The sequence below is a fragment of the Corynebacterium lujinxingii genome (genome assembly GCF_014490555.1).
Classification (GTDB): Bacteria; Actinomycetota; Actinomycetes; order Mycobacteriales; family Mycobacteriaceae; genus Corynebacterium; species Corynebacterium lujinxingii.
Map to the genome: position 1 here is coordinate 1,408,013 of NZ_CP061032.1, position 22,911 is coordinate 1,430,923.

At 64.7% G+C, this 22,911-nt stretch carries 35 protein-coding genes and 1 pseudogene; 6 read left to right on the forward strand and 30 right to left on the reverse strand.

Annotated features, from left to right (window positions below; genetic code table 11):
• Window positions 1–27: 27 nt before the first annotated feature.
• From IAU68_RS06970 to IAU68_RS07105, 28 genes are all read right to left on the reverse strand, one after another.
• Entirely contained in the window at window positions 28–381 is a 354-nt protein-coding gene (locus IAU68_RS06970) for a RapZ C-terminal domain-containing protein (RefSeq protein WP_171192590.1), read from the reverse strand.
• On the reverse strand, window positions 378–1,637 hold the full coding sequence (locus IAU68_RS06975; protein WP_171192591.1) for a phage portal protein: 1,260 nt from the start codon (window positions 1,635–1,637) through the stop codon (window positions 378–380). The genes IAU68_RS06970 and IAU68_RS06975 overlap by 4 nt, the downstream gene beginning before the upstream one ends.
• A 25-nt stretch (window positions 1,638–1,662) precedes the next feature.
• Complete coding sequence (locus IAU68_RS06980) at window positions 1,663–3,357, reverse strand: terminase large subunit (RefSeq protein WP_231698989.1); 1,695 nt, start codon at window positions 3,355–3,357, stop codon at window positions 1,663–1,665.
• The gene (locus IAU68_RS06985; protein ID WP_171192593.1) at window positions 3,344–3,655 is read right to left on the reverse strand and encodes a terminase small subunit; all 312 of its coding nucleotides are present in this window, start codon (window positions 3,653–3,655) and stop codon (window positions 3,344–3,346) included. Before IAU68_RS06985 ends, IAU68_RS06980 begins: the two co-directional genes overlap by 14 nt.
• A 15-nt stretch (window positions 3,656–3,670) precedes the next feature.
• Window positions 3,671–4,024: a hypothetical protein gene (locus tag IAU68_RS06990; RefSeq protein ID WP_171192594.1), complete on the reverse strand. Its 354-nt coding sequence runs from the start codon at window positions 4,022–4,024 to the stop codon at window positions 3,671–3,673.
• A 20-nt stretch (window positions 4,025–4,044) separates the two neighbouring features.
• Complete coding sequence (locus tag IAU68_RS06995) at window positions 4,045–5,388, reverse strand: DNA methyltransferase (RefSeq protein ID WP_171192595.1); 1,344 nt, start codon at window positions 5,386–5,388, stop codon at window positions 4,045–4,047.
• Complete coding sequence (locus IAU68_RS07000) at window positions 5,385–5,672, reverse strand: P27 family phage terminase small subunit (RefSeq protein WP_171192596.1); 288 nt, start codon at window positions 5,670–5,672, stop codon at window positions 5,385–5,387. Before IAU68_RS07000 ends, IAU68_RS06995 begins: the two co-directional genes overlap by 4 nt.
• Entirely contained in the window at window positions 5,638–6,327 is a 690-nt protein-coding gene (locus IAU68_RS07005; RefSeq protein ID WP_171192597.1) for a hypothetical protein, read from the reverse strand. Before IAU68_RS07005 ends, IAU68_RS07000 begins: the two co-directional genes overlap by 35 nt.
• Complete coding sequence (locus IAU68_RS07010; protein WP_171192598.1) at window positions 6,320–6,544, reverse strand: hypothetical protein; 225 nt, start codon at window positions 6,542–6,544, stop codon at window positions 6,320–6,322. The genes IAU68_RS07005 and IAU68_RS07010 overlap by 8 nt, the downstream gene beginning before the upstream one ends.
• A gap of 167 nt (window positions 6,545–6,711) precedes the next feature.
• Window positions 6,712–7,005 (reverse strand): HNH endonuclease, encoded by a 294-nt coding sequence (locus tag IAU68_RS07015; protein WP_171192599.1) that lies wholly within the window; start codon window positions 7,003–7,005, stop codon window positions 6,712–6,714.
• 94 nt (window positions 7,006–7,099) lie between these two features.
• The gene (locus IAU68_RS07020; protein ID WP_171192600.1) at window positions 7,100–7,741 is read right to left on the reverse strand and encodes a hypothetical protein; all 642 of its coding nucleotides are present in this window, start codon (window positions 7,739–7,741) and stop codon (window positions 7,100–7,102) included.
• Window positions 7,738–8,334 (reverse strand): RusA family crossover junction endodeoxyribonuclease, encoded by a 597-nt coding sequence (locus tag IAU68_RS07025; protein ID WP_171192601.1) that lies wholly within the window; start codon window positions 8,332–8,334, stop codon window positions 7,738–7,740. The genes IAU68_RS07020 and IAU68_RS07025 overlap by 4 nt, the downstream gene beginning before the upstream one ends.
• Window positions 8,331–8,519 (reverse strand): hypothetical protein, encoded by a 189-nt coding sequence (locus IAU68_RS07030; RefSeq protein ID WP_171192602.1) that lies wholly within the window; start codon window positions 8,517–8,519, stop codon window positions 8,331–8,333. The genes IAU68_RS07025 and IAU68_RS07030 overlap by 4 nt, the downstream gene beginning before the upstream one ends.
• Window positions 8,516–9,460, reverse strand: a complete 945-nt coding sequence (locus IAU68_RS07035; RefSeq protein ID WP_171192603.1) for a hypothetical protein — start codon at window positions 9,458–9,460, stop codon at window positions 8,516–8,518. The genes IAU68_RS07030 and IAU68_RS07035 overlap by 4 nt, the downstream gene beginning before the upstream one ends.
• Window positions 9,457–10,278, reverse strand: coding sequence for a DNA-methyltransferase (locus tag IAU68_RS07040; protein WP_231698990.1), 822 nt, complete (start codon window positions 10,276–10,278; stop codon window positions 9,457–9,459). The genes IAU68_RS07035 and IAU68_RS07040 overlap by 4 nt, the downstream gene beginning before the upstream one ends.
• Before the next feature lie 29 nt (window positions 10,279–10,307).
• Complete coding sequence (locus IAU68_RS07045) at window positions 10,308–10,640, reverse strand: hypothetical protein (RefSeq protein WP_171192605.1); 333 nt, start codon at window positions 10,638–10,640, stop codon at window positions 10,308–10,310.
• A 168-nt stretch (window positions 10,641–10,808) separates the two neighbouring features.
• On the reverse strand, window positions 10,809–11,261 hold the full coding sequence (locus tag IAU68_RS07050; protein ID WP_171192606.1) for a single-stranded DNA-binding protein: 453 nt from the start codon (window positions 11,259–11,261) through the stop codon (window positions 10,809–10,811).
• Window positions 11,258–11,542: a hypothetical protein gene (locus IAU68_RS07055; protein WP_171192607.1), complete on the reverse strand. Its 285-nt coding sequence runs from the start codon at window positions 11,540–11,542 to the stop codon at window positions 11,258–11,260. The genes IAU68_RS07050 and IAU68_RS07055 overlap by 4 nt, the downstream gene beginning before the upstream one ends.
• Entirely contained in the window at window positions 11,542–11,883 is a 342-nt protein-coding gene (locus IAU68_RS07060) for a hypothetical protein (protein ID WP_171192608.1), read from the reverse strand. The genes IAU68_RS07055 and IAU68_RS07060 overlap by 1 nt, the downstream gene beginning before the upstream one ends.
• Before the next feature lie 30 nt (window positions 11,884–11,913).
• Window positions 11,914–12,891, reverse strand: a complete 978-nt coding sequence (locus IAU68_RS07065) for a recombinase RecT (RefSeq protein WP_171192609.1) — start codon at window positions 12,889–12,891, stop codon at window positions 11,914–11,916.
• A gap of 46 nt (window positions 12,892–12,937) precedes the next feature.
• Entirely contained in the window at window positions 12,938–13,141 is a 204-nt protein-coding gene (locus IAU68_RS07070; protein WP_171192610.1) for a hypothetical protein, read from the reverse strand.
• Window positions 13,138–14,061 (reverse strand): YqaJ viral recombinase family protein, encoded by a 924-nt coding sequence (locus tag IAU68_RS07075; protein WP_171192611.1) that lies wholly within the window; start codon window positions 14,059–14,061, stop codon window positions 13,138–13,140. Before IAU68_RS07075 ends, IAU68_RS07070 begins: the two co-directional genes overlap by 4 nt.
• Window positions 14,051–14,296: a hypothetical protein gene (locus IAU68_RS07080; protein ID WP_171192612.1), complete on the reverse strand. Its 246-nt coding sequence runs from the start codon at window positions 14,294–14,296 to the stop codon at window positions 14,051–14,053. Before IAU68_RS07080 ends, IAU68_RS07075 begins: the two co-directional genes overlap by 11 nt.
• Window positions 14,297–14,390: 94 nt before the next feature.
• Window positions 14,391–14,552, reverse strand: a complete 162-nt coding sequence (locus IAU68_RS07085; protein WP_171192613.1) for a hypothetical protein — start codon at window positions 14,550–14,552, stop codon at window positions 14,391–14,393.
• Window positions 14,549–14,743: a hypothetical protein gene (locus tag IAU68_RS07090; RefSeq protein ID WP_171192614.1), complete on the reverse strand. Its 195-nt coding sequence runs from the start codon at window positions 14,741–14,743 to the stop codon at window positions 14,549–14,551. The genes IAU68_RS07085 and IAU68_RS07090 overlap by 4 nt, the downstream gene beginning before the upstream one ends.
• The gene (locus IAU68_RS07095; protein WP_171192615.1) at window positions 14,740–14,937 is read right to left on the reverse strand and encodes a helix-turn-helix domain-containing protein; all 198 of its coding nucleotides are present in this window, start codon (window positions 14,935–14,937) and stop codon (window positions 14,740–14,742) included. The genes IAU68_RS07090 and IAU68_RS07095 overlap by 4 nt, the downstream gene beginning before the upstream one ends.
• A gap of 249 nt (window positions 14,938–15,186) precedes the next feature.
• Window positions 15,187–15,684, reverse strand: a complete 498-nt coding sequence (locus tag IAU68_RS07100) for a hypothetical protein (protein ID WP_171192616.1) — start codon at window positions 15,682–15,684, stop codon at window positions 15,187–15,189.
• Window positions 15,685–15,709: 25 nt separating this feature from the next.
• The gene (locus IAU68_RS07105) at window positions 15,710–15,940 is read right to left on the reverse strand and encodes a helix-turn-helix domain-containing protein (protein WP_171192617.1); all 231 of its coding nucleotides are present in this window, start codon (window positions 15,938–15,940) and stop codon (window positions 15,710–15,712) included.
• Between the two features lie 171 nt (window positions 15,941–16,111).
• Between IAU68_RS07105 and IAU68_RS07110 the strand changes: the two genes are divergently transcribed.
• The 3 genes from IAU68_RS07110 to IAU68_RS07120 all read left to right on the forward strand — a co-directional run bounded on the left by IAU68_RS07110 (window position 16,112) and on the right by IAU68_RS07120 (window position 18,188).
• Window positions 16,112–16,564, forward strand: coding sequence for a hypothetical protein (locus IAU68_RS07110; RefSeq protein ID WP_171192618.1), 453 nt, complete (start codon window positions 16,112–16,114; stop codon window positions 16,562–16,564).
• Window positions 16,539–16,937 carry an ImmA/IrrE family metallo-endopeptidase gene (locus IAU68_RS07115; protein WP_171192619.1) on the forward strand — a complete coding sequence of 133 codons (399 nt, stop codon included), beginning with the start codon at window positions 16,539–16,541 and terminating at the stop codon, window positions 16,935–16,937. The genes IAU68_RS07110 and IAU68_RS07115 overlap by 26 nt, the downstream gene beginning before the upstream one ends.
• Before the next feature lie 78 nt (window positions 16,938–17,015).
• On the forward strand, window positions 17,016–18,188 hold the full coding sequence (locus IAU68_RS07120) for a tyrosine-type recombinase/integrase (RefSeq protein WP_171192620.1): 1,173 nt from the start codon (window positions 17,016–17,018) through the stop codon (window positions 18,186–18,188).
• Between the two features lie 14 nt (window positions 18,189–18,202).
• On the opposite strand, the pseudogene IAU68_RS07125 reads toward IAU68_RS07120, so the two are convergent.
• Window positions 18,203–19,114, reverse strand: a pseudogene (locus IAU68_RS07125) (uracil-xanthine permease family protein); the annotation flags it as partial.
• A gap of 78 nt (window positions 19,115–19,192) precedes the next feature.
• Here IAU68_RS07125 and nagB point away from each other — a divergent pair.
• On the forward strand, window positions 19,193–19,954 hold the full coding sequence (gene nagB, locus IAU68_RS07130) for a glucosamine-6-phosphate deaminase (RefSeq protein WP_171192622.1): 762 nt from the start codon (window positions 19,193–19,195) through the stop codon (window positions 19,952–19,954).
• 12 nt (window positions 19,955–19,966) lie between these two features.
• On the opposite strand, the gene hflX is transcribed toward nagB, so the two are convergent.
• Window positions 19,967–21,511 carry a GTPase HflX gene (gene hflX / locus IAU68_RS07135; RefSeq protein ID WP_171192623.1) on the reverse strand — a complete coding sequence of 515 codons (1,545 nt, stop codon included), beginning with the start codon at window positions 21,509–21,511 and terminating at the stop codon, window positions 19,967–19,969.
• A 118-nt stretch (window positions 21,512–21,629) separates the two neighbouring features.
• On the opposite strand from hflX, the gene IAU68_RS07140 reads away from it, so the two are divergent.
• The gene (locus tag IAU68_RS07140) at window positions 21,630–22,370 is read left to right on the forward strand and encodes a hypothetical protein (protein WP_171192992.1); all 741 of its coding nucleotides are present in this window, start codon (window positions 21,630–21,632) and stop codon (window positions 22,368–22,370) included.
• A gap of 20 nt (window positions 22,371–22,390) precedes the next feature.
• The gene (locus IAU68_RS07145; protein ID WP_171192624.1) at window positions 22,391–22,906 is read left to right on the forward strand and encodes a hypothetical protein; all 516 of its coding nucleotides are present in this window, start codon (window positions 22,391–22,393) and stop codon (window positions 22,904–22,906) included.
• Window positions 22,907–22,911 lie beyond the last annotated feature (5 nt).

Consider the following 22,911-nt stretch of genomic DNA (forward strand, 5'->3'; position numbering starts at 1 on the left):
ATGGTGGGCCTACAACGACATGGACGCTCATCCGATCACCTCCAGGTCGCGGTGACACACCGCCACTTCGACACCGGCGGCGCGCAGCATCGCGGCGACATGCTCGGCGGCAAACGGCGAGCGGTGCCAGCCTGCCGAGCAGGCGAACGCCACGGTGAACGACCCGTCGGTTTTCATCCGCTCGAGCACAAGCGCAGTGACCACCTGCAGCCATGACTGCACAAGCGGGTTCGCGCCGAGAATCACCTCGGCGACCTCGGCGGTCGTACCCGGGGTATCGAGCACCACCGGCGACGGGTCCGGCAAATCCAGACAGTCGATCAACACGTCGAACGCCGGGGGCGGGCCGTTTTTGATCCCGTACGAGACGAACTGAATCACGGCTCCACCTCCTCGCCTTCCGGCTCCGGGTCGGGTTCGCCGGCGGAAATATTGAGCGGGACGACCAGTTCGTCGCCGCCTTCGAGAAGCGGCAGATTGTTCATCGCGCGCGCCTCGTTCCTGGTCATCCACGGCGCGCCGACAGCCTTAGAGGTGACCTCGGCCTGCTCCTCGAACCGGCCGCGCAAGCGCTCCTCGACATTAAATTCGATGTAGATCCGCTGCGGATCCAGCGTGTGGTCACGCGCGGCAAGACGCGGCAGCAACTCGTAGTTGAGCAACTCCTCGATTTGCTTCATCACCGGCCCCAGCGAATCGCCGTAAAGCGACTGACGAAACTCGCGCACATTCGAGTAATTAGCGTTGTCGAGCAGCCCCACCATCGTCGGGTTGATGTGGTAGACCTGCGCCACCGTCGACAGCGACAACTTGGTCATTTCGGCGACTTGTTCATCTCCGGCCGACAGGTGGAACGGGCGGAATTCCATCCCATCTTCGAGCACCGGCACACCACCGGAGCCTGACCCGGCTCCGGCGTACGTCGCCTGCCACATCTGCTTAAACCGCCGGCGCGCCACGTTATCCCACGGCGCGTTTTGGGGGCGCGTGATGATGCCACCGAGACGCGGCCCGTTTCGCCACAGTTGCTCGCGGTACGACGCCGACTCGATCTGTTCGCGCAGCACACTGCGCAGCGCATCAATCGGAGACGCACCAGAGCGCACAGAATCCGGCGAATACCCGGCAAAGCGGATCACCCGCTCCCCCTCGATCCACAACGGGCGCCTGGTGCGACTATCAGCAAGACCCAGCCATTCCAACGTCCACGGGTCAGACCACTTCTTCTCGACAACCCAATTCGGCGGGATCCGATACAGGTGGAACCGGTCGCCGCGCGCCGGGTCATCATCGAGAAGCCATATAAACTCGTCATACAGGCACAGGTCCATCACCGAGCCGTAGAGGAACCTGTAAAACGTTTCGTGGTGATTCGGCTTTTTGACCAGTTCGGTCACGTACGAATCGCGCACGCGCACCCGCGAACCGTCGTCCTCGCGCTCGTAGACATGCAGCGACACGGTCGCCACCATCCGAGCGATAAACGACGTCACGGTGCGCAGATGCGGCTGCTGGTGCCACAGTTGCTCGGCGCTCATATCGGGAATGAGATCGACAACATCGATGAAGTCGAGACCGACGTCGAACTTGCCGACCGGCTCCGACTGGCGCAGACCTAGACGCTCAAGAATTCCCACCGCGGGCACCTCCTTTCAAGTTTTGCTAGACGATCAACAAACCGCCGTCGTCCTCGCCTATTTCTTCCAGCACCGCCGAATCGTCGTCCGGCAGATCTTCATCCCAGTCGTCGTCGGCGTACGCCGAGACGAAACGATCCTCGATGCGGTGCCCCATCCACCACGCGATATTCGTGGCGATAAACGGTGCCGCGTCACCGGTTGAGCGCTCGCGGTCCCACAAGGCGACGTCGCCCAATTTGCGGTCCTTCACGCCGAGCGCCGAGGCTTCCAGCACGGTGGGCACATCCAAATCAGGGTCGCGGCCGGGGTGACGAATCACCCCGTCGCGCACCGCCGCGGTGTAGGCGAGCACGGATCCGGTCATCGCAGCGCTTCGCCATTCGGCGACCTCGATACCGGCCTCGGTCAGCAGCGGCACAAGCGCTGTCGCCGGCGCGTTGCCGGTCGATTGCAGACCGACAACGCCGTTAAACCAGGTGCCGCGGCGGGCGTTGAGCCACTCGGGCACCCAGGCGAACCCGGCGCGCGATGCGACGACCTCGACGTGCCAATACCCGTCGTCGCGTTTGAACGCCACGGCGATATGAGCCTGGCGTGCTTCCAGCGATAGATCGACGCCGACGTGTACCTCGGCGCCTTCGGGTAGACCTTCGAGCGGCGCGGCGAGCGCGTCCCATTGCGCGGAGTTGAACTTGCCGGGCTCGAGCGAGGACACCCACTGGCACAGGTACTCGGTGCGAAACGACGACTCGTCTGCGTCGTCGGCCTCCGGGTCAAGCGCGGCGCGGGCGAGCGCGGCCATGTCCTCTTCGGTGGCGTTGCCCCATCCCAGCGACGGGTTGGCCTCGTACCAGCCGTCGGGGTCGAAGATCGACCGGTCCGGCTCGGCGGACCACTCCATAAGGCACAACTTTTCGCGCTCGGTCGTACCGTCCTCGATCGCTTTCAGCGCGTTGTTGCGCAGGCGGCGCAGCACCACCGAGCGCGCATCGCCGGCGTTGGAAAACGACCAGATCTGGTTACGCGGACGCTCCTTGGTCGTAGGCTCGACCGCGTCCCATAGTTCGGAGTTGCGCTGCTGGCGTAACTCATCGAGCAGCGCGAGGTCGGCCGAAAACGATCGACCAGCACCGCCGGCGGCGATGACGTACCAGGCCGGCATCGCGCCCGAAATATCGAGCACCCCCTCTAAACCTGGGGGCACCGCGGCCAATTCGATCTGATTCGAGCCGTTGGCCTGGCGCATGTACGGAACCCATTTACCCCTTTCCATCCGGTAAGGCAGATAGTCGGCGAGCACGTCGCAGCGGGTGGCCATCTTGAACGAGTCAGCGAGCGCACGCTCCGCGTTCGACAGGTTCTGCGCGCTCGACAGGATCTCGGAGGCGCCGTCCGAAAACAGGCGCCACAAGCCGAGGAGGTTCATCACCACGGTCTTGCCGTTCTGACGCGCCACCAGGACGAGCACCTGCCGGAATCGGTAATCGTAGAGCCGCTGCTTTGGAGTATCTGGGTCGAATTCCGGCCGGCCCGGCACGGTGCGCATGTCCAACTCAAGGCCATGAATCAACACGAATTTTTGCCACGGTCGAAGTTCCAGCCCAAGGAATCGCTCACAGAATTCAATCGCCTCGAATCCAAGCGACGTCTCCGGGGTCAGTTCGACTAGCGGCGGGGTAAAGATGCGCGGCTCGGCGGAGCCCTTACGCCCCGCCACGGTGACGGCTCCGCAGAGCAGACAACTCATCGACGACCGGGCCGCCGGGGTTGCCGCTGCTCTTTTGACCTTCTTCCTTCACCACCACGGGGGTGCAACCCAGCCGTTCGAGCGCTTTCACAAGGTGGGGGCCGAGATAGAGCGCCTTGGTGGCGGCCTGCCCGCCGGCGTTGATGCCAGCGTCGATCTGCAGCGCGTAGCGCACAGCCAAATCAACTAACGCCTGGTCCTTTTCGCCGATATCGTCGCCGCGGGCTTTGACAGATCGCAGCACAGAGGCGGCGAGAGAATCAGACATAAATGCGCGCACCTCCTACGATTCAGCGACGGACAGTTTCAGCGTTGCGACCTGGTCGGCGACCGATGGCACGCCGGAATTGTCGGGCTCGCCGCTTTGGACACCATCGAGGCGGGCGAGGATCGCAGAGCGCTGCCCGATGATCTTCAGCGCCTGGCCGACAGCGGCGGTGTCGCCGCGCTGCGCCTGCGCCCAGATACCCATCAGCAGCGCATCAAGGCGGGCAAGTTCGAGCCGGGCGCGCAGCGCTGACGGCTCGGAGTTGAGCGCGGCCACACCTTCGGCGACCAGCCGCTCGACTTCCTCGATCGGCAGTTTCAGCTGCGCGGCTATTTTGTCGTACGACGCGCCGGCCAGACGCAGTTGCACACAACGATCGAGCGGCGACTTCACAGAAACGACACCTCCTCCCCGCCTCGGATAGGCACCTGCCCGGTGTGGGCTTGCCAGCGGCGGCAGATGACATCGACATAACGCGGGTCAAGTTCGACCAAGCGCGCCTTCGCGCCGAGATGATGCGCGGCAATCAACGTCGAGCCAGACCCGCCGAACAGGTCCAGGACCAGCCCGCCGGGCGGACACGAATTTTTGAGCATGGCGACGACCAGATCCACCGGCTTCATCGTCGGGTGGTCGGCGTTGCGCGGCGGCTTCGGAAACTCGAACACCGTGGTTTGCTTGTTGTCGCCAAACCACCGGGCACCACCGCGGCCAAGGCGTCCCTTGCCTCCCGGGGTGAACCCGTAAAGGATCGGCTCGTGACGATCACCGTGCGGGTGGGCCGGGTCGACCTCGCGGGCCTCGATCGCGGCGGCTTCCTCGTCGGAGCCCGGCGCGGGCGGGGTTTCGCCGTACAGAATCGGCTCATGCTTGTAATGGAAGTCGGAGCGACCCAGCACCATCGTGTTCTTGACCCAAACGAGATTCTGCCGCACAAGAAGGCCGGCATCGCGCATCGCGGTCTCGAAGGTCACACGCTCGGTATCGGCGTGCGCGACGTACACCGGGGAGCCAGGCTTTGCCGAGACGGCAAGAGTGCCCATCGCGCCCTGGAGCAGATCGGCGAGACCAGCCGCGCCGTCGTTTTCGATGGTGAGCGAATCCTTGGTCTTTCCCACGTACGAAACGCCATACGGCGGGTCGGTCCACACGCAATCGACCAGACCATCGTAAAGCAGGTACTCGGCCACACCCCCGGCGTTCGTAGAGTCGCCGCACCACACCCGGTGCGGGCCCAACTCGTAGACATCGCCTTCAGACGACATGGGGGGGGTCTCAGGCACCGGCGGCGCGTCGTCGCGGTCGGTCTTTTCCTCCGGCGTTTCCTGCCCGGCCAAAATCGCCTGCAAATCGGCGTCGGAGTAACCGGTGCCGGTCAAATCGTCGATATCGGAGAGCAACTCGGCGAGCGTCGCCTCGTCGTAGCCGCCGAGATCAGCGAGACGATTATCCGCCACCACAATAGACCGGGCGGTCTGCTCGTCAACATCGACGATGCCCACATCGACATGATCCAGCCCGATCGAACGCGCCGCCGCCAACGTGTGGTTACCGGCAAGCACCTCCATCTCGCGCCCGGTATGCGTACCCCGGTTGACAACCAAAGGCCGGTACTGACCACGCGCGCGCAGCGATTCAGCAATACGCGCCACATCACCCCGGCGCGGGTTCTTCTCATAGGTACGCAACTCGTCGACATGGCACGAGCGGTACTCGATGCTTTCAACCTTCATAAAAACTTTTCAGCCCATCCTTTGATGTCCTGCTGCGCCTGGCGCCCCACCGCAATAGCCGGGTGCGCAATCGGACGACCCCGCTCATCGGCGACGATCGTGCCCTCCTCGCGGACACGGCGAGCGCAATCACGCTCGAGCACAACCGCGTTGCAATACGCGGCGAGTTCATCGGCGGCGATATACGCCGGGTTCGACGCCTCGGCGATCACCGAATCCCACACCTCGCGCGCTTCATCAGAAAGATGCTCAGGCGCGGCGAATTGGTCGAACTGGTCCGACACTTGCGACCCCCTTCTCGTAGACACGGCCAAACGATGCGCGGCCGACCTCGCAGGTGTACTCCGGCGGCGTATCAGCCACACCGGATAAATCCAGATCATCACGATCAACCCAGTCACCGGCCGCCCGGTCCGCGAACACGCCCTCGGTCAAATCGAGATGCCAGCGGCAAAACGCCTCATCATCGACAACATCAAAGTTTTCAAGGCGCCGGTTTTCATTCAGGTTCATCGACGTGCGCACAACGATGTTCCACTCATCGTTCGAGACGACAACGAACTTCGCGTGCGTTTTCAGCGACCGGATCGAATCGGCGCCGAAAAGATCGACCATCGTCTCCAGGTACTCCGGCTGGCGGTTTTTGAACGAGTGGTCAACGATCCACCGGCACGACCGGATCCGACGGTCGTGCATCAACTCGCTCGCCCGGCGTAGATCGGCCGCGCCCGCGGTCCAGGTGGAGATCACCACATCCGCTGGGCCCGTTTTGCCGAGCAGCGCGACGATCACGTCGATGATGGAAAACTGCCCGAACGTGTAGCAGGTCGTCTCACACCCGCGGTCGAAGTCGGCAAGCGCGGCCCGGGCATCGCCGACCTTGAACAGTCGCGGGCGCCGGTTCGGAGCACGGCGGGTAAACGATTTGGCTTCAGGCACCGAACACCACCTCGAAACGCTCAAGCAACACGCCCACATAACGCGGCAACTCCACCCCGCCGACCGCGATCACCCGCCCGTGCAACTCGGCGCCGTCAAGCACCCCGGCGCGCACCGTACGCGGCGAGCACGCCAATCCCAGCGGGTAGCCGCGCTCGCGGCAATACGCCTTCGCCTCGGCCACCGTCGGGCCCAAAACTCCGACAACAGGCTTCATTTTCGCCTCCTCAAACGGGTGCCTCGCGCGCGCGTGCGCGATGGGGGTACTCACCGCGCGGGGAGAGAGGCCCACCCGCCCCCCACCTTTTCCTGTGAGATTCCTGACAGTGATTTTTACCCCCCTCCCCCCGGGGTCCGGGCGGGCGTTGGGCGCTGCCGGGGTGGCTACCAGTCGATGGTGGTGGGTCCGATGGCGGCGGGGTGGTCGCGTTTGCCTCTCGCGTGGTTGCAGGAGGCGTGCGAGGCGCGGAAGTTCGACGGTTCCCAGGTCAGGTCGGGGAATTCGCTGCGCGGGTAGAAGTGATCCAGTTCGAAGGCGTCGGGGTTTGGCCGGTGGACGGTGTAGTCGATGGGTTGGCTGCAGAGCCAGCACCGGGTGTTGGCGGCTTCGCATTCAGCGCGGAATTCGGCGGTGACTTTTTGGGCTCGGCGCCCGCCCCAGGGTTGTACTTCGGCCATGCTCGCCCCCCTTCGCGGTCGCATGAGAAAAGCACCGGCGTGATGTCCACACGGCGGTGCTGCTGCGTCGAGTATAGCACTTCATCTTGCAGTCTCAACCTGTGGCGGTTTGGCCTTGGGTTTCAGCGCGGGGGCCGGGCCGGTCGCGGGTGATCCAGTCCAGCACTTCGGTCAGCAGGTAGAGGTTTCGCTGCCCGCGTTTTTCGACGCTGACGGCGCCGGCGGAGCGGTGGTGCCACAGGGTGAGTTGCTCCGGGGTGACGCGGTGCCCCATTGAGGCGAGGCGTTGGCAGATGGCGGCGGCGGTTTGCCGAGGTTCGATCTTGGGTGGTTGGCGCGGTGCGGTGCCGGTGACGCGGCGGGCGCGGGCGGTGTACCCGGCGAGCGCGTCGACGAGGTCGTCGGTCCAGTCGATGGTGGCGGCGATGACGTGAGCGTTGAATCCGATCCAGCGGGTGAGCATGATCCCGTCGGCTTCGAGGACGCGGCCGGGTTCGATTTGGTCGCGCAGATCGGCGCAGAGTTCGTGGAGGAAGCCGTCGAGTTCGACGGCGAGGTGGATAGCGCGGGGGTTGCCGGGTGCGGCGGGGCCGGGGGTGGCGCGCATGATGCGCTCGGTGCGGGTGCCGCCACTGGTGGTTTTGCAGGCGGCGAGCAGCACCAGGGCGCGGGTGAGGTCGTCGGCGGCGGTTCGCAGGCGGCGGGCGTCGGCGTCGGTTTGGGCAGGGTCGATCACGGGCGAGGGCCTCCAGTAGTCGGGGTGCTCTCGGCTGGGTCGGGTGCCTCGGTTGGTGCGGGGCGCACTTGGATGCGCGCGCCGGTGGGTTGGTTGCTTCCAGGGTAGACCTTGGCGACACGCCAAAGGACGATGCGGCTGTCGTTGGTGACGACGCCGGCGGTTTCGAGTGCGTCGCCGATAGCGCGCTGGAGTTTGTCGGCGTCGGGTTTGGTGGCAGGCCGGGTGAACTTTGGCCGCTTGGGTTTCGGCATGGCGAAATGCACGTCGACGGCGACGGGTTCATCGAGCGGGGCGCGGCCGAGCCAGGCGCGGCGGGCGACGATGGCGACGGCGTCGCGCCAGGGTTTGAGTTTCGGGTTCGCTTCGTAGGTGTACCCGGCGCGGCTGACGCGGTGGTTGCCTTGCGGCTGCGGTACGCCGGGCACGAACACGTCGAGCACCGGGGCGGCGAGTTCGCGCGGCGGTGGTGTCGCCGCGGGTGTTTCGACGGTGAGCACGCGTTCGATGAATTCGCGTTGCCACGGCGCGAGGTTGAAGTCGTCGAGGGTGCGGAGCAGATCGTCGGCGGCGGGCTTGTCAGCGGGGGTCACAGCGGCCATTCCTCTCCGGCGTTGGTGACGATTTGTCGGGCGGTTTTCTCGTTGACGATGGCGATCCCGGCGCTGGCGGTGCGGACGACATGGCCGGTGAAGTCGCGCTCGATATGACGCAGTTTGACCATGTAGACACCGGCGCCGAACGGGATCACCTCAACGGAGCGAATCGGGTCGGTCATAGGGCTTCCTCCCAGGGGGGTACATCATCGGCGGCAGGTTGGTGGTTGCAGCGAACGAGACCGCCGGGCACGGCGCGCATGCCGCGCTCGTCACACTGGTTGCAGGCTTCGATCGCGGCGCGCCGGGCGGCGCGGGCTTGGGTGTCGGCGGCGGTTGAGCGCTCATGCGACCAGGCGTCGTCGATCAGGGTCCGCAACAGGCCGGGTCCTTTGGGCTCGGGGCGGCGTTGGTACTCGGCGGTGCCCGCCCGGATTGCGCTCTCGGAGATGCCGGCGTCGCGCGCCCGGCGCGTAGCGGCGGCTAATTCTTCGAGGGGGTCAGCCTGCCCGTCCTCGCGCGGTACTACCGAAAGGTGGCTGGCTAGCTCTTTAGCTGTATGGGTCGGGTCGGGCCGGGCCGGGCCGGGGTAAGGCGAACGTTCGGCTAATTCCTGGTTCTGAACTTCTTGCGAACGTTCGTCATTTGTTCGCGCGAACGTCTTGCCTTCCTCGCTGGTGTTGCGCTTTTTGGCTCGTGCGGCGGCCATACGATCGCGCGCCGCCTTTCGCTTCGCCTCGACATCGTCGCGCGTTGGCTGGAAGTCCCGCCAATCGTTGAAGGCGTACCGACGGGCGCGCGACGACGCGCCGCCGGACGCTCGACGGCCGCGCGAAAGGTTAACAGCGCTATCCCCCGCCGAGTTATCCACAGCACTATCCACAGGCTTATCCACAGAGTTATCCACAGGGTCAAGGACGCGCCACAGCCCCGCCGCAACCAACTTCTCAGCCTGCCGACGAGTGCCCCCAATGACACGAATCTCACGCTCCGAGATCACCCCATCAGTCAGATGCCGGGCACAATACGTACCCGCCGACACCCAAAGACCACGCGCCGACATATCCAGCCCCAGCACCTTCGGGTGGTCGTAGAACGAATCATCAACACGAAACCACGTCACGACAGCGCACCTCCAAGATCGAGAGTCCCGTTCTGCAACCGCGTATCTAGCGACAAACGCAGATAGCCATCGTTGATATCGCCGCCGACATACCGACGGCCGCTTTCCACCGCCGCCTGCGCGGTAGTGCCGGAACCGTGAAACGGGTCAAACACGAGCCCGCCCTCCGGGCAGGACGACACGACACACCGCCGGGCAAGTTCGAGCGGCATAACAGCCTCATGCGCGCCCGGGAACGGCTGGGTCGGGATAGACCACACACTGCCCGGATTACGCCCCGAATGCTCACCGGACCACACCCCGGTCGCCGAATTTCCCTTGTTCGTATGCCCAGATCGAGCCCGGCGAGAGGCAGACCGATCGCCGTCATACATCACGCGCAAAGGATCCAGATCGAAATAGTGCTCCTTCCCCCGCGTAAGCATGAACACATGCTCATAGTTCTGCGAAACACGATCGGTGCAGGATTCCGGCATACCGTTCGGCTTTTGCCACACAACCGCCGAACGCAAATGCCACCCGTCTGTTTGCAGATCCTTCGCCACCATCCAGGGCACGCCGCACAACTGACCATCGACGCGTTTGTCTCCCAGATTCAGCCAGACGACACCCTCCGGCTTCATCTTTCGGAAAATGAGACCGAACAGGCCAACGATTCGATCAACGTACTGGCCGACGCTTCGCTCCTGCCCCCACTGCTCCGGCCGGCCACCGTAATCACGCAGACGCCAATACGGCGGTGAAGTGACAACGCAATCAACCGAATCATCATCCAGCGAAGCAGCGACATCCCACGCGCTACCGAGCAGCAATCGCACATCATGCGACTCGTAAAACACCGAGCACGTCACGCCGAATCACCGCCCCGGCTCATGATCTGGTGGGCCTCAGTAGCCGCGGCGAGCGTCTCGTCTATACACCGCTGCGCGTGACCAAAAGCGGCGAGAGCCACCCGGCGGTGCGCCTCCGCCCGCTTCCTAAGCGCCTTCGCTTCGGATAGCGAAGCCTCCCTCGTCGCTACCTCTCGCATGACCCCGACGGCGCGCAGGTTCGCGTAATGGAGCGCCGCCTCCCAGGTATAGAAGATCGCGGACGACCACCACGTCGCGGGAGCGAACGCGTCCGCAGGTTTCAGCTCGCCGACCACCCACATACCGAGCACGGCATGGCGTGAGCGCATCACCCGCCACCTATTGCGTTGAGTTTTCACAGAGCACCTCCAAATCCGAGCGCGTAAACGCGCCCTCGAAGAAGTCAGCCAGCGCACCGAGAAGCGCCGGCGTCGGAATAAGACAGGCGCCCCGGCACACGTCGACAGCGACAGTGAGCGCGAGGCGCCGAGAAGCGGTTACATCCACGGTGGAGTGTCACCTGAATTCTGGGGGGCCGGGCCCGCCTGCCCGCTTGCCCCACCCGGGTCACCGCCGGCGGCCTGTTCGCCGAGAGAGAGCGCGTCCACGAAAACGGAGTCGGCGACGAACTCGGTGGAGTAGACATCATCGCCGCGCTTGTTGACCCACTTACGGGTCTCGAAGCGGCCGCGCACCACCACGCGGCTGCCCTTTTCGAGCACCGCCTCCGCAATGGTCGGCAGATCGATAGTGGTCTCACCGCGGCGGATAGGCCACACCACCACATCGAAGTAATGCTCCTTGACCCGCTCCCAGCGACCAGCCTCGTCGTTGTAGCGAGAATTAGACTGCCCCAAACGCAGCGTCAAGCAGGTGGTGCCGGTATTCGGCGTGAACCGGATCTCAGGCGGCGAGACCAACGTTCCCGCCCGGTATTCAAAATCGATCACGGTGTTGCTCCTTCAAGTAGTTTGTTGACCCGCCGGTACGCCCACAGGTAGGCGACGTACGCGTCGATGTTGGTGGTGTCCCAGGCGTGCTCCATCTCGCCGCGTAGCCGGTCGCGCAGCATGTCCAGACCGGCGCGCAGATTCGCGTAGCGCACCGCGTCAGACCATTCGCGGAAGAACACCGGCTGGACGCGGCGCTTCCACTGCACGACACACCAGTCGCCGGAAAACAACTCCCGGAACACAAACCAGCGGCCGCGCGGCTTATCCCAGCGCCCCATCACACCTCCCGGATTTCGTAGCGGGTGAGGTTCGACAGCCACATATCGGGGTTCAAACACGGCTCGTGTCGCCATACGCCGTCGTGGTCTTTCACCAGTCCGGTGACGTAGCGATCATCATCGTTCGGATCCCAGTACAAGATGACGGCTTGCTGGCCGTCCTCGGTCTCGGCTCCGGATAGAGGCGGCATCGCCGGCAGTTCCGAGATAGGCCGCGGCTCGGTAATCCGTAGCAGCACCTCGGCGGCGTTGGCCTCGGCAGGGGTGCCCAAAGTGCCACCACTTTCCACCTGCGAGAGAACACGGCGCGCCCACACGCGGGCGTCATGAATGTCAGACATTTACACAGTTCCTTTCAACAGGTCGGGCGGCTACGCGTCCGGGTTGGATTCAGGCTCGACTTCGGCGTCGGTGATGTCCTCGGCGGGAAGTTCATTCCAGCGCTGGGTGCCCTTGGTGCGCAGCGCCTTGTACTCGGCGGCGCCGACGTTTTTCTTCGCGTTTTCGAGTACCGAGACCAGCGCCGAGCGGGTCTCGGCTCGCTCGATATCACCCGCGGCGATGGTGCCGACCTCGGACCATTCCGGCGCGGCCTCCTGCTCCGGGGCGGCGATCGCAGACTGCAGACCAGACGACCCGCGGGATAGCGACTTCGGCTGCGTATCGGTACGACGCGCCTCGGCAAAGACACGGTTTTCAGCCTGCTGCATTTCCTCGTCGATATAGATCCCAGAGGCGAGCGAGCACACATCACGAATCGCAAGGGCCTTCGCACACTTAGCCAACATGTGGGGGCCCATTTGGCTCCACATCGAGTTCGGCGTGCCCTGCTTGGTGGTTTGGCAGAACTGGTCCCAGGTGGCGACGCCGTAGCCGGTGCGACCACCGAGGGTGACCTCGACCTCGCAGGCGGTCGGGTTGGCATCGCCTACCCAGAAACGGTGCGGACTACCGTCGGCGTCGAACCACACCGGCCGGCCGATCGAGCAGTCAACGCCCTTCGCGTCGGCGGTGCGGAACAGCACCTCGCGCAGACCATCAATCGAGGACTGGACGGTCCATTTGGTCTCCCAGCGCTCGGGCTCACCGCGATACCCGCCGGTTTTCGTGCGGCGGCCGACCAGATAAATCTGCTTCAAAAACGGGTCAAGACCAGAGCGCTGCGAGACCATAGCGAGCACATCAAGATCAGCATCAGAGGCGTCATCGGCGCCCATCAGCGCGCGCAGTCGGGCACGCTCGTCGGTGGTGTAGCGCGACAGGTTGCCCTCTTGGTGTACGCCGCGGTCATCGGCGGTGCCGACCAGGTCGCCACCATTGCCAGTGTTGGAGTTTTGCAGGTCAGACATTACTTTCCCCTATTCTTCGGTTTGGTTGTTTTCGGATTGCGCATCGCTAGTCCCATTCCGGCCCGCCCATAGTCATGTGGACGATTAGGCCCTGGCCCTTCGGATCCGGGCGCACCTTTTCGACGACGCGCCCCACCGGCGCCCACGGGTCGAACTTGATCCCGATCGGCTCGTCGGCGGGCATCGAGGCGAACAGCGCGGCGAGATCGCCGGCGGTCACAGCGCGGTCCTTCGGAGGTAGATCGGTCACGATGCCACCTCCGACAGGTCGGCCTTCTTGTCGAACTGGACGTAAGGCTTGCCCCCGGCGCGGGCTCGACGATCGGCAACTTTCACGTCGCCGCACTTGAGCAGGCGGGCGGTGCCCATGAGTTCCATCGCCTCGATTTTCGCGGCGCGGGCTTCAGCCTCCGCGCGGTCCACGCCGGTGATGCGGTCAAGCATGTCCACCGCCTGCCATGGCTCGACCTGGACGACACCCTCCCGGTCAATCTCCGGGTGCAGCCCGCGCACCGTCTCATAGGTAGACACGCGGGAATCCAGGTCGGGCGCGAGACACATATCGAGCGACGCCTGCCACTCGACGAGACGATCGACGATCGCGGCGAATTCATCCTCGCGGAATTCCACGTCGTGGATCTCGGGCTCGCCGTACGGTCCGAGCACAACGGCGCTCGCGCGGTGGATACCGGACACGCCCATTTGAAACTGCACCTGCGCGTAGTAGTCGGCAGGCACGCTGTCGTCGTCGCCCGGGCGGCCCCAATCATCGAACGACATCGCCGTTTTGCACTCGACGATATGGAAGCGCTCACCCGGCGAGGCGGTCGGGAAAAACCCGCGGCGGTCCAACGTGGCGATGTTTTCAAACGGCAACGCGGTGTTGGTGTAGGCGATCTCGAACGAGCCCGCCCGGCGCGGATTCAACTTCGCGCCCGGGTTTTTGTACGCCCACCAGTCAGCGAGAGACGCCTCGGCGATGTGCCCCCACGCCATGCGGTCGCGGTCGGGGATTTCCGGCTCGACGTCGCCGTGCATCTCGTGCCAGATTGAATACTGGCTTTGGAATCGAGAGATGCCCAAGATGGCGGGCACCTTCGAGGCGGTAATAATCCGGCGCCACTCCGAGGTGCCAGGCTGCGGCGGATTCGCAACGACACTAATTGTCACGGCGCACCCCCTTCCGCTCGACGGCTTCCCAAAACGCCGCGGGTGGCGTAGTGGACGTTTTGGGGGCAGCGGCGACTACCTCGACGGCAAGGTGAAGATGTTTCAGCCGGATGTTGACTGCGCGCAGATGATCCTCGATCTCGATCAAGCGGGTGAGCAGAAACAGCACCGCGGCGAACAGGACGACGACCAGGAACGGGGTCACGATGAAGGCCATGATTTCGACGCCGGTCACAGCGCACCTCCGAAACCCGGCGCGCACTGGCCGGAATAGAGCAGCACGTCGAGTGCGGCGTTGGCTGCGATGATTATCAAGTCCAGGGGTTGCATTAGTAAGGGCCCTCCATTACGGCGACTAGGCAATACGAGACGAAAAACATCACGGCGGTCAGCACCGCCCACAAGACCTCGGAGAGGTCGAAGTGAGTACCCGGCGCGGGGTCGATCACCCCGGTGGCTTCGGCGACGGCGGTCAGCTCGGTATCGGTCATGCCGCCACCTCCCGGGAATCGAGGTGATAAGGCACTCCGGCCTCGCACAGATGCTTCACCACGGTGACCACGGTGAGGCCCCGGGCGGCGGCGATGCGGTGAATAGCCGCCGGGGAGCCGATAATCGACGACATGAACTTGAAGTCCTCGACGGTCGCGGCGCGGGCTTGGGCTCGAGGTTGCCGGTTCATGCTGCCCCCTCGGCAAGCGCGTCGATGACCGCCTTCGGGAATCGGGTCCGGGTGCCCAGCGAGATCGGGTGCAGGTGGTTCGCCGAGCCGTTGCGCACGTGATCCTGCAGGGTTGTGCGGCCGAATCCGAGGATGTCGGCGGTCTCGGCGAGCGAGTAGGTCCGGGGCTCTATCGCCCGTTTGCTATGCTTCACGGTTGTCTCCTTTGATGTGACAGGGAAAATGCAGGGCCGTCCGGGTAGCAGCCGGGCGGCTTTTTGCTATTCGGTTGGTCGGGGCGGGCGCAGGAACCGCCTGGGCGGCGAGGCAGCATCTGCCCTTCATGGGCGGCCCTTGTCCGGGGGTCAGCCGAGAATTGTCGGATTAACGCCCGCCCCTAGTGCCTCCGTCCGGTCATGAACCGGCGCCGCGCGTAAGCCGCGGACCGGAGGCTGCACGGGGTGCTACTTGAGTGCTTGCGCGATGCGCTCGAGCACCTCGGCGACGGTGTCGGCGTCGGCGTCGAACTTCTCGCCGTCGAGTTCGACGGTGAAGGTGCCGCCATCGGATTCGGAGTCCGCTTCATCGTCGAAATTGGCCTCGCGCTCGCGGTCGTTTTTGCGCTCGCGGGCTTCTTCGGCTTCGCGGCGGTGCTTTGGGCACAGGCCAGACAGCGGATCATCGTCAGCGTCGGCCTTGTCGGCGGTTTTGGCATCTGCCCCCGTGGCGGCCGCGAAGTCGCTCTCGCCGGTGATGATTCCTTCAAGCACGTACTTGAAGAAGCCGAATGCGTGGTCGATCATCACGGCGGCGGTCATGGCGTCGAGGTCGATATCGGTCTTGCGACGTGCGACGCGGTAGATCGCCGCCCCGCCAGTAAGACGAACTGCCTTGTGGTCGAGCATGTCGGTGAGAGTGCGCAGCGAGTTTGCGATTTGCGTATCGGTTGGCTTGGTGGACATAGGGGTCTCCTTCTTGGGATAGGGATTAAGCCGCTTCAGCGGCCTGTGCGCGGATGGTGAACACCTCGGCGAAATCGACGCCGAGCGCAAGGCCGATACCGGCGACGAATCCGGCGGATACCGGGCGGCCATCGAGTGCGTTACGCACGGTGTGGCGGGTAACGCCGGCGCGCTCGGCGAGTTCGCTAAGGGTCAGGCCGCGCTCGGCGATAAGCGCAGACAGCACGTCTGCCTTCGCGTAGATGTTGGCCTTCATGGATTGCCGGCCTCCTTCGGTAACGTAATTTTCCATCCGGCCTCAGCATGGTAACTCGCTTTACCGTCCGGTGGTAGAACGGTAAACCGGTTTACCCCCGTATGGGTGGTTAGTTTTCTTTCCATCGCAGGTCAACTGGCTTTAGGTGGTAAACCCGTTTACCATTAAGGCATGACAAACTTCAGCGACTGGATCGCCAAAACCACCGGCGGCGCCTCCGCCCGCGCCATCGCCACCGCCGTCGGAATCTCCCACCCCACCGTCCGCAAAAACATCGACAACGCTGACCCCGCCTTCGCGCTCACCGTCGCCGAGCACTACAACGCAAACCCGGTAGACGCCCTCGTCGCCGCAGGCGCCATCACCGACGACCAGGTCACCCGCTACGCCAAGGACAACGGCTTCGGCGTAGACGACTACACCGACCTCGAACTGGCACAACTCATCGTCGACCGCCTCGCCGCCGCCGAGAACGCCGACGCCTCCCCGCTAGCCACCGTGACCGAATTCCCCCTGCCCGATTCGAACACCTCGGACCTCGATATCGACCCCGGCATCTACGCTGCCGACGACAGCGACACCGAACCGGAACCTGGAGATGACGACTATCACGACGGACCCTAACGAGATCGCCACCGCGCTCGGCGTCACCATCGCCGAGCACACCGGCGGCGAAAAGGGCCGATACTACGGCGGGCGACACATCACGCTGCGCCGCGGGCTCGGCCACATCAACCGCCGCTGCACGCTCGCCCATGAACTCGGCCATTGCGTGCTGGGGCATGACCCGGCCGCCACCGGATGGATCAAGCACCGCCAGGAGCGAGACGCCGACCTGTGGGCCGCCCGCCTGCTTATCAGCGCGGTGGACTACCGCGCCGCCGAGCACATCCACGGCCCCCACCCCGGCGCGATCGCCGCCGAACTGGAAGTCACTAAACACCTGGTGGCAGTGTGGCGAGAACACCACCTCGCCGCGGCAACCGGCGAAACCTGAAAATAAAAACGCCCGCGCGCTGGGTAGCAAACGCGGACGGATTACGCCTCCCAAGGAAAGAGACGAGATCGATCATACATGGCGATTCAACGACGAGTAACTAAGACAGGCGCGGTGCGCTGGGTGGCGCGCTGGCGAGATAAAGGGGGGCGTGAGCACTCGCGCACCTTCGACACAAAGCGCGAGGCAAAGACCTTCCTCGCCGACATCGAGGTCAAGCAGGCACGCGGGGCGAACGTGGTGCCGCAAAAGATCACGGTGCGCCACCTTTTTGACGACTGGCTCGCCACCCGCGATATCAGGCCATCCACCCGCGGCGCCTACGAGCACGTGCGGGACATCCAACTCGCCCCGCTTTTGGACTACCCCGCCGCCGAGGTCACGCCCGCCGAGATGATGGAGTGGGCTTCACACCTGCGCACCGGGCGGGCTTGGATAAGCGCCGACGATACGGGCCTGGCGGAGAGCACCGTGCATACCGCGTTGGTCACCGTGGCGAGCGCATTCAAGTGGGGGGTGCAGGAAGGCTACCTGACGCGCTCGCCGGTACGGGTGCCGAGGAAGGACAAAGCGCTCGACCCGGTAGAGATCCCCACCCGCGCGCAGATCGACGCGGTCATCAAACGGGTGGAGACAGGCGGGGCGAAATACGTCGCCAAGGGGCTCGAGAATGTCACGCGCCCGAATCCTGCGGTCACCGACATGATGCACATCGCCCTGTGGGCGGGGCTTCGAGTATCGGAGATCGCCGGCCTGGTCGTCGGCGACATCGACCTGGACGCAGGCTTCATCCACGTGCGCGCGCAACTCGCCCGCGACGGCAAACGCCGCGCCCCGGTGAAGTCGCACACCTCGCGCCGCGACGTGCCGATCGCGCCCGCGCTCGTGCCGGTACTACGCCGGCTCACCGTAGACCGGGCACCTGACGAATGGCTACTGGTATCGAACAATGGGCACCCGGTACAGGTCTCGCACGCCGGCAAGGTGGTGCGCTACGCCGCCGAGAATGCGGGGGCGCCGGGTGTGCATTTCCACGCGCTGCGCCACTTTTTCGTATCCACCATGCTCACCGCCGGGGTCGCGGTGCAAGACGTCGCTGCGGTGGCCGGCCACACCCCGGCGACGACGCTCGAAACGTACGCGCACGTGCTCGACGGCTACCGCGACCGCGTATCGGCGGCCTTCGAGGCACCAGCGTTTAGCGCGCGCGGGATTTCTGCGGGATCGCGCCACCTGCGGGCGGTGGATTAGCAGCGTGAACAGGCGGTTTTGCTACCTACCCCCATATACTCGGCGTACGTGGTCGTGCCAGAACCGCCGAACCCGCCGGCGAGCGTGGTGGCGATGCCGTCGCCGATTAGCGCCCTGCCCTGCAGGTGGTCGAGGTTGCGGTTGGTCATCTCGGCGACGGCCTTGACGTGTCCGACGTTCTCAGCGATGAGCACCACGAGCACCGGCAGCGTCACCAGCACCGCGGAGAGGTGGAACTCCGGGGTGTGGAACTGTGGCAGTCCGACCCAGGCGGCGTCGCCAATGGTGGCCAGGGCGTCGTCGCCAAGCCCGCCGCTCAGCGCTGCGAAGATCCAGCCGACCAGCACACCGATGAGGATGGACAGGCGCGACAGCATCCCGCGGGTGGCCACCGTAATCACCACGATGGTCAGGAGGGTCACCCCCGCGATTGCTGGCTGAGTCTGCACGTTACTCACGGCCGTCGGCGCGAGGTTGAAGCCGATCAGGGCCACAATCGCGCCGGTGACCACGGGCGGCATCACCGCGTCGATCACCCGCTTGCCCGCCCACTGCACCAGCACGCCGACGAGGATGAGTGCTGCGCCGGTCAGCAGCACGCCGCCCAACTGCGCGCCGACGCCGTACTGCTGCGACGCGGTCAGCGGGGCGATGAAGGCGAACGAGGAACCGAGGTAGCTCGGGAGTTGATTGCGGGTGATCAGCAGGAAGATGATCGTGCCCAAACCGGAGAACAACAACGTGGTGTTGACGGGAAACCCGGTGAGTGTGGGCACAAGCAGGGTCGCGCCAAACATGGCAACGACATGCTGCATACCGATGCCGATGGTGCGCGGCCACGACAGCCGCTCGTCGGGGGCGACAACGGCCCCGGGATTAACACGGCGTCCGTCGCCGTGGAGGGTCCAACCTATTGAATTCTTCACGAGTCTTCATTATGGCCCTCGTTTTACAATGATCGCCAATCGTCGCCCCTTGTACCCGACCGGAGTAACTTACAACCCATGGACATCATCATTCGACGCACCCCGGACGAAGTCGGCGCATACGCCGCGGACTGCATCGAGCCGTTTGCCCGCCAGGGCGCCACGATCGGACTGGCGACCGGGTCCACCCCGAACCCGACCTATAAGGAGCTGATCCGCCGCCACCGCGAGGAAGGGCTGAGCTTCGCCAACTGCAAGGCCTTCCTCCTCGACGAGTACTACGGCCTGCCGCGCGACCACGAGCAGTCTTACTACTCCACCATCCGCCGCGAGTTCACCGGCTCCATCGACATCCCGGACGCCGCGGTCGCCTCCCCCAACGGTGAAGCAGAGGATCCGCACTCCGCGGCAGCATCCTACGATCACGCGATCCGCCACGCGGGCGGTGTGGACATCCAGATTCTGGGGATCGGCGCCAACGGGCACATCGCGTTCAACGAGCCGACCAGCTCGCTGCGCTCGCGCACCCGCCTCATCGACCTGCACCCGCGCACCATCGAGGACAACGCACGCTTTTTCGACTCTGCAGACGAAGTGCCGCGCCAGGCCCTGTCCCAGGGCATCGGCACGATTTTGGAGGCACGCCACCTCGTGCTCATCGCCACCGGCCCTGCGAAGGCGAATGCCGTGCAGGCACTTGTAGAAGGCCCGTTGTCGGCGTCCTGCCCCGCCTCGGCGCTGCAGCTGCACAACGCCGCGACCGTCGTTGTCGACGAAAGCGCAGCGGAGCTGCTTTCCGACGCCGAGACCTACAAGGATTTCGACCCGTACTGGCGCTAAGCCGGCGCCAGGCTAGGACACCACAAACTCCGAGTACTGCTCGGCGAGTACGCGCGGCAGGCGGACGTCGATACGCGTGCCTTGCTCCTCGTACTCCTCGGAGCGCACCGTGCCCTCCTCGTGGACGCGGCTGACCACGTCGCCGCGGGTGTAGGGCACCACCATGGTCACGTGCGCGTCGATGGAGTTGAGGAACTGCTCGATGCGCGCTTCTAACTCCTCGATGCCCTCGCCGGTGAGCGCCGAGACGAACACGGCGCTGCGGCCGGTTTTCTCGAACGCATGGCGCAGTTCGGCGAGCACGAGCGGGTCTGCGTCGTCGATCTTGTTCACCACGACGATCTCGGGCGGCATCTCGTCGCCGGAATCGCGCGTGACCTCGGCGAGCACCTCGTTGACCGCCTCGATCTGCTTAAGCGGAAACGGGTCAGATCCATCCACGACGTGCAAAACAAGATCGGCGCCGCCGACCTCTTCGAGTGTGGACTTGAACGCCTCGACCAGCTGGGTGGGCAAGTGCCGGACAAACCCGACGGTATCGGTGAGTACAACGTTGCGGCCGTCGGCCAACTTCGCCTTGCGCGTCGACGGGTCGAGGGTGGCGAACAACGCGTCCTCGACCAGCACGCCCGCACCTGTCATCGCGTTGATGAGCGACGACTTGCCCGCATTAGTGTAGCCCGCGATCGCGATCTTCGGGATCGTGGAGCGCTGCCGCTGCGCGCGTTTGACCTCGCGCGCCGTGGCCATGTCGCGCAACTGGTGGCGTAGTTTCGCCATCTCGGTGCGCAGGCGCCGGCGGTCGGCCTCGATACGGGTCTCACCGGGTCCGCGAAGGCCCACACCGCCGTTGGAGCCGGCGCGGCCACCAGCCTGGCGCGACAGGTTGCCGCCCCAACCACGGGTGCGGCTATACAGGTACTCCATCTGCGCCAGGCTGACCTGGGCTTTACCCTCTTTACTCTTCGCGTGCTGAGCGAAGATGTCCAGGATGAGCATGGTGCGGTCGATGACCTTGATCTTCAGCGCTTCCTCGAGCGCGATCATCTGCGACGGCGAGAGCTCACCGTCAAAAATCACCGTGTCTACACCCGTCGAGAGCACGATCTCGCGCAGCTCCGCAACCTTGCCCGAGCCGATGTAGGTGCCCGGGTCGGGCTTGTCACGCTTTTGGTACAGCATGTCGACAACCTCGGCACCAGCCGTTTTCGCCAGCGCCGCCAATTCCCACATGCGGGCCTCGATCTCGGCGACCGTGCCCTCGGTCCAGGCACCGACGAGCAGGACTTCCTCGATGCGGAGTTTGCGGTACTCCACCTCGTAGATGTCCTGCTGGTCTTGCTGGCGCACCTCCGTGGCGCCGGTGACCGAGCGGAACGCGTTGCGGTCTTCCAGGTCGAGCGCACCGACAGTCGGGCTCATGTCCTCTTGCGGTGTGTTGTGGCGAAACGCCTCGCGCAGGAGTTCGTCGTGGGCGCGTTCTTCCGGCGTGGTGTCGTCGTCAAGCGAAAAACGCTCGCGGTTGCCACCGAATCGGCCGAGGTTGGGTTCAGTCATTAAATCCTTGGTTGTAGCTGGAAACGTCTTCTTCATATCTACCCGATCAAACGCGACAAGGCCCGGGATTCTTCCCAGGTGGGGCGTGCGTCTAGAATCGAAGCCCATGAGCACAGCAATCAGCACGGACCTCGCCTCCATTGGCTTGAATTTCGAAAAATGGCAGGACGCTGTGGAAGCCGCTATTGCCACCGACCGTCTCGCTGTCACCGGTGAGGTGCGTGGCGGCCAGCTGATCCAGTACGCCGACCCCTCCGGTGCGCGGCTGAATATCCTCGCGGTCGAGCCGTTCGCCACCTTCGCCGGCTTCGACTCGGTCACCCGCGCGTTTGCTCACATCACGCCCGTCAACGACGTTGTCGCGCTCGCCGACGTTGTCGATCCGCGCGGCAACACCATCGCCTCGCTGACCGTCAACCTCGCCCAGGAGCCGCTGCTTGTCGACGACCCCACGCTGCAATGGCAAGAACTGTCCGTCACGGCTTTGGCCCTGTCGACGGAGCGCTACGAGTCCACCGAGGCGTACCTCGCGCTGCACCCGGGTGCAGTGGTTGGTTCCGTGACCTCCCCGGGCGCTGAGGCCGTCGCCTCCGGCGCCGCCTCTACCCCGGATGCCAGCGCGGAATTCTCCGGCCGCGTCCTCGACGCCGAGTACCGCACCTCCGAACTGACCGGCCAGCGCTTCATTCACGTCTCTGTGGACGCGGCGTTCCCGTTCGACGTGTGCCTGCCCGACGGCGACCTGCCAGCACGCGACTCCGTCATCGCCGGCACCGCCGTCATGGCTGGCTCCATCCCCACCCCGTCCGGTGGCGGTTGCGGCGGTTGTGGCGGATCCTGCGGCTGCGGCGGCCACTAGCCGTGTAGGGACCGACCGCGATGCGTTCACCGGACAGAGACTTATCGAGGGCACTTTTGGGCGCACTGGTGCTCGCCGCGTCAGTGCTGCTTATCCTCACCCTGAAACTGCCCGGTCTGCTGCTGTCGGTCTTGCTCGCCATCGGTGCGTTTTTGTTTAGCCGGCGACTCCAAGTCGATCCGGAAATCACGGCGATGCGCTCGTCGCTCATTTATGCGCGCGACGACATGATCGAGGTGCTCGACGCCTACGAGCAGATGCAAAACGGAGCCACCGCGGCGGACATCGCGGACCGCACCCTCTACTACCCCGCCCTGGCGAACCCGGATAATTCCGTGCCCCAGGTCAACGAGTTTCTCCTGCGCGCCTCCTCGGCGCGTCGCTTCATCGAGCGTGTCGACGGCTACCTCGAATCCCCCAGCACCGACAAGGCACAACTCGAGCGCATCCTCACGGTTGCCGACGAGCGCGCTTTCGAACTCCAATCCGCCTGGGACGACGCACGCCGCGCCGCGAAGGAAATCGGCCCGGCGTAGGACTC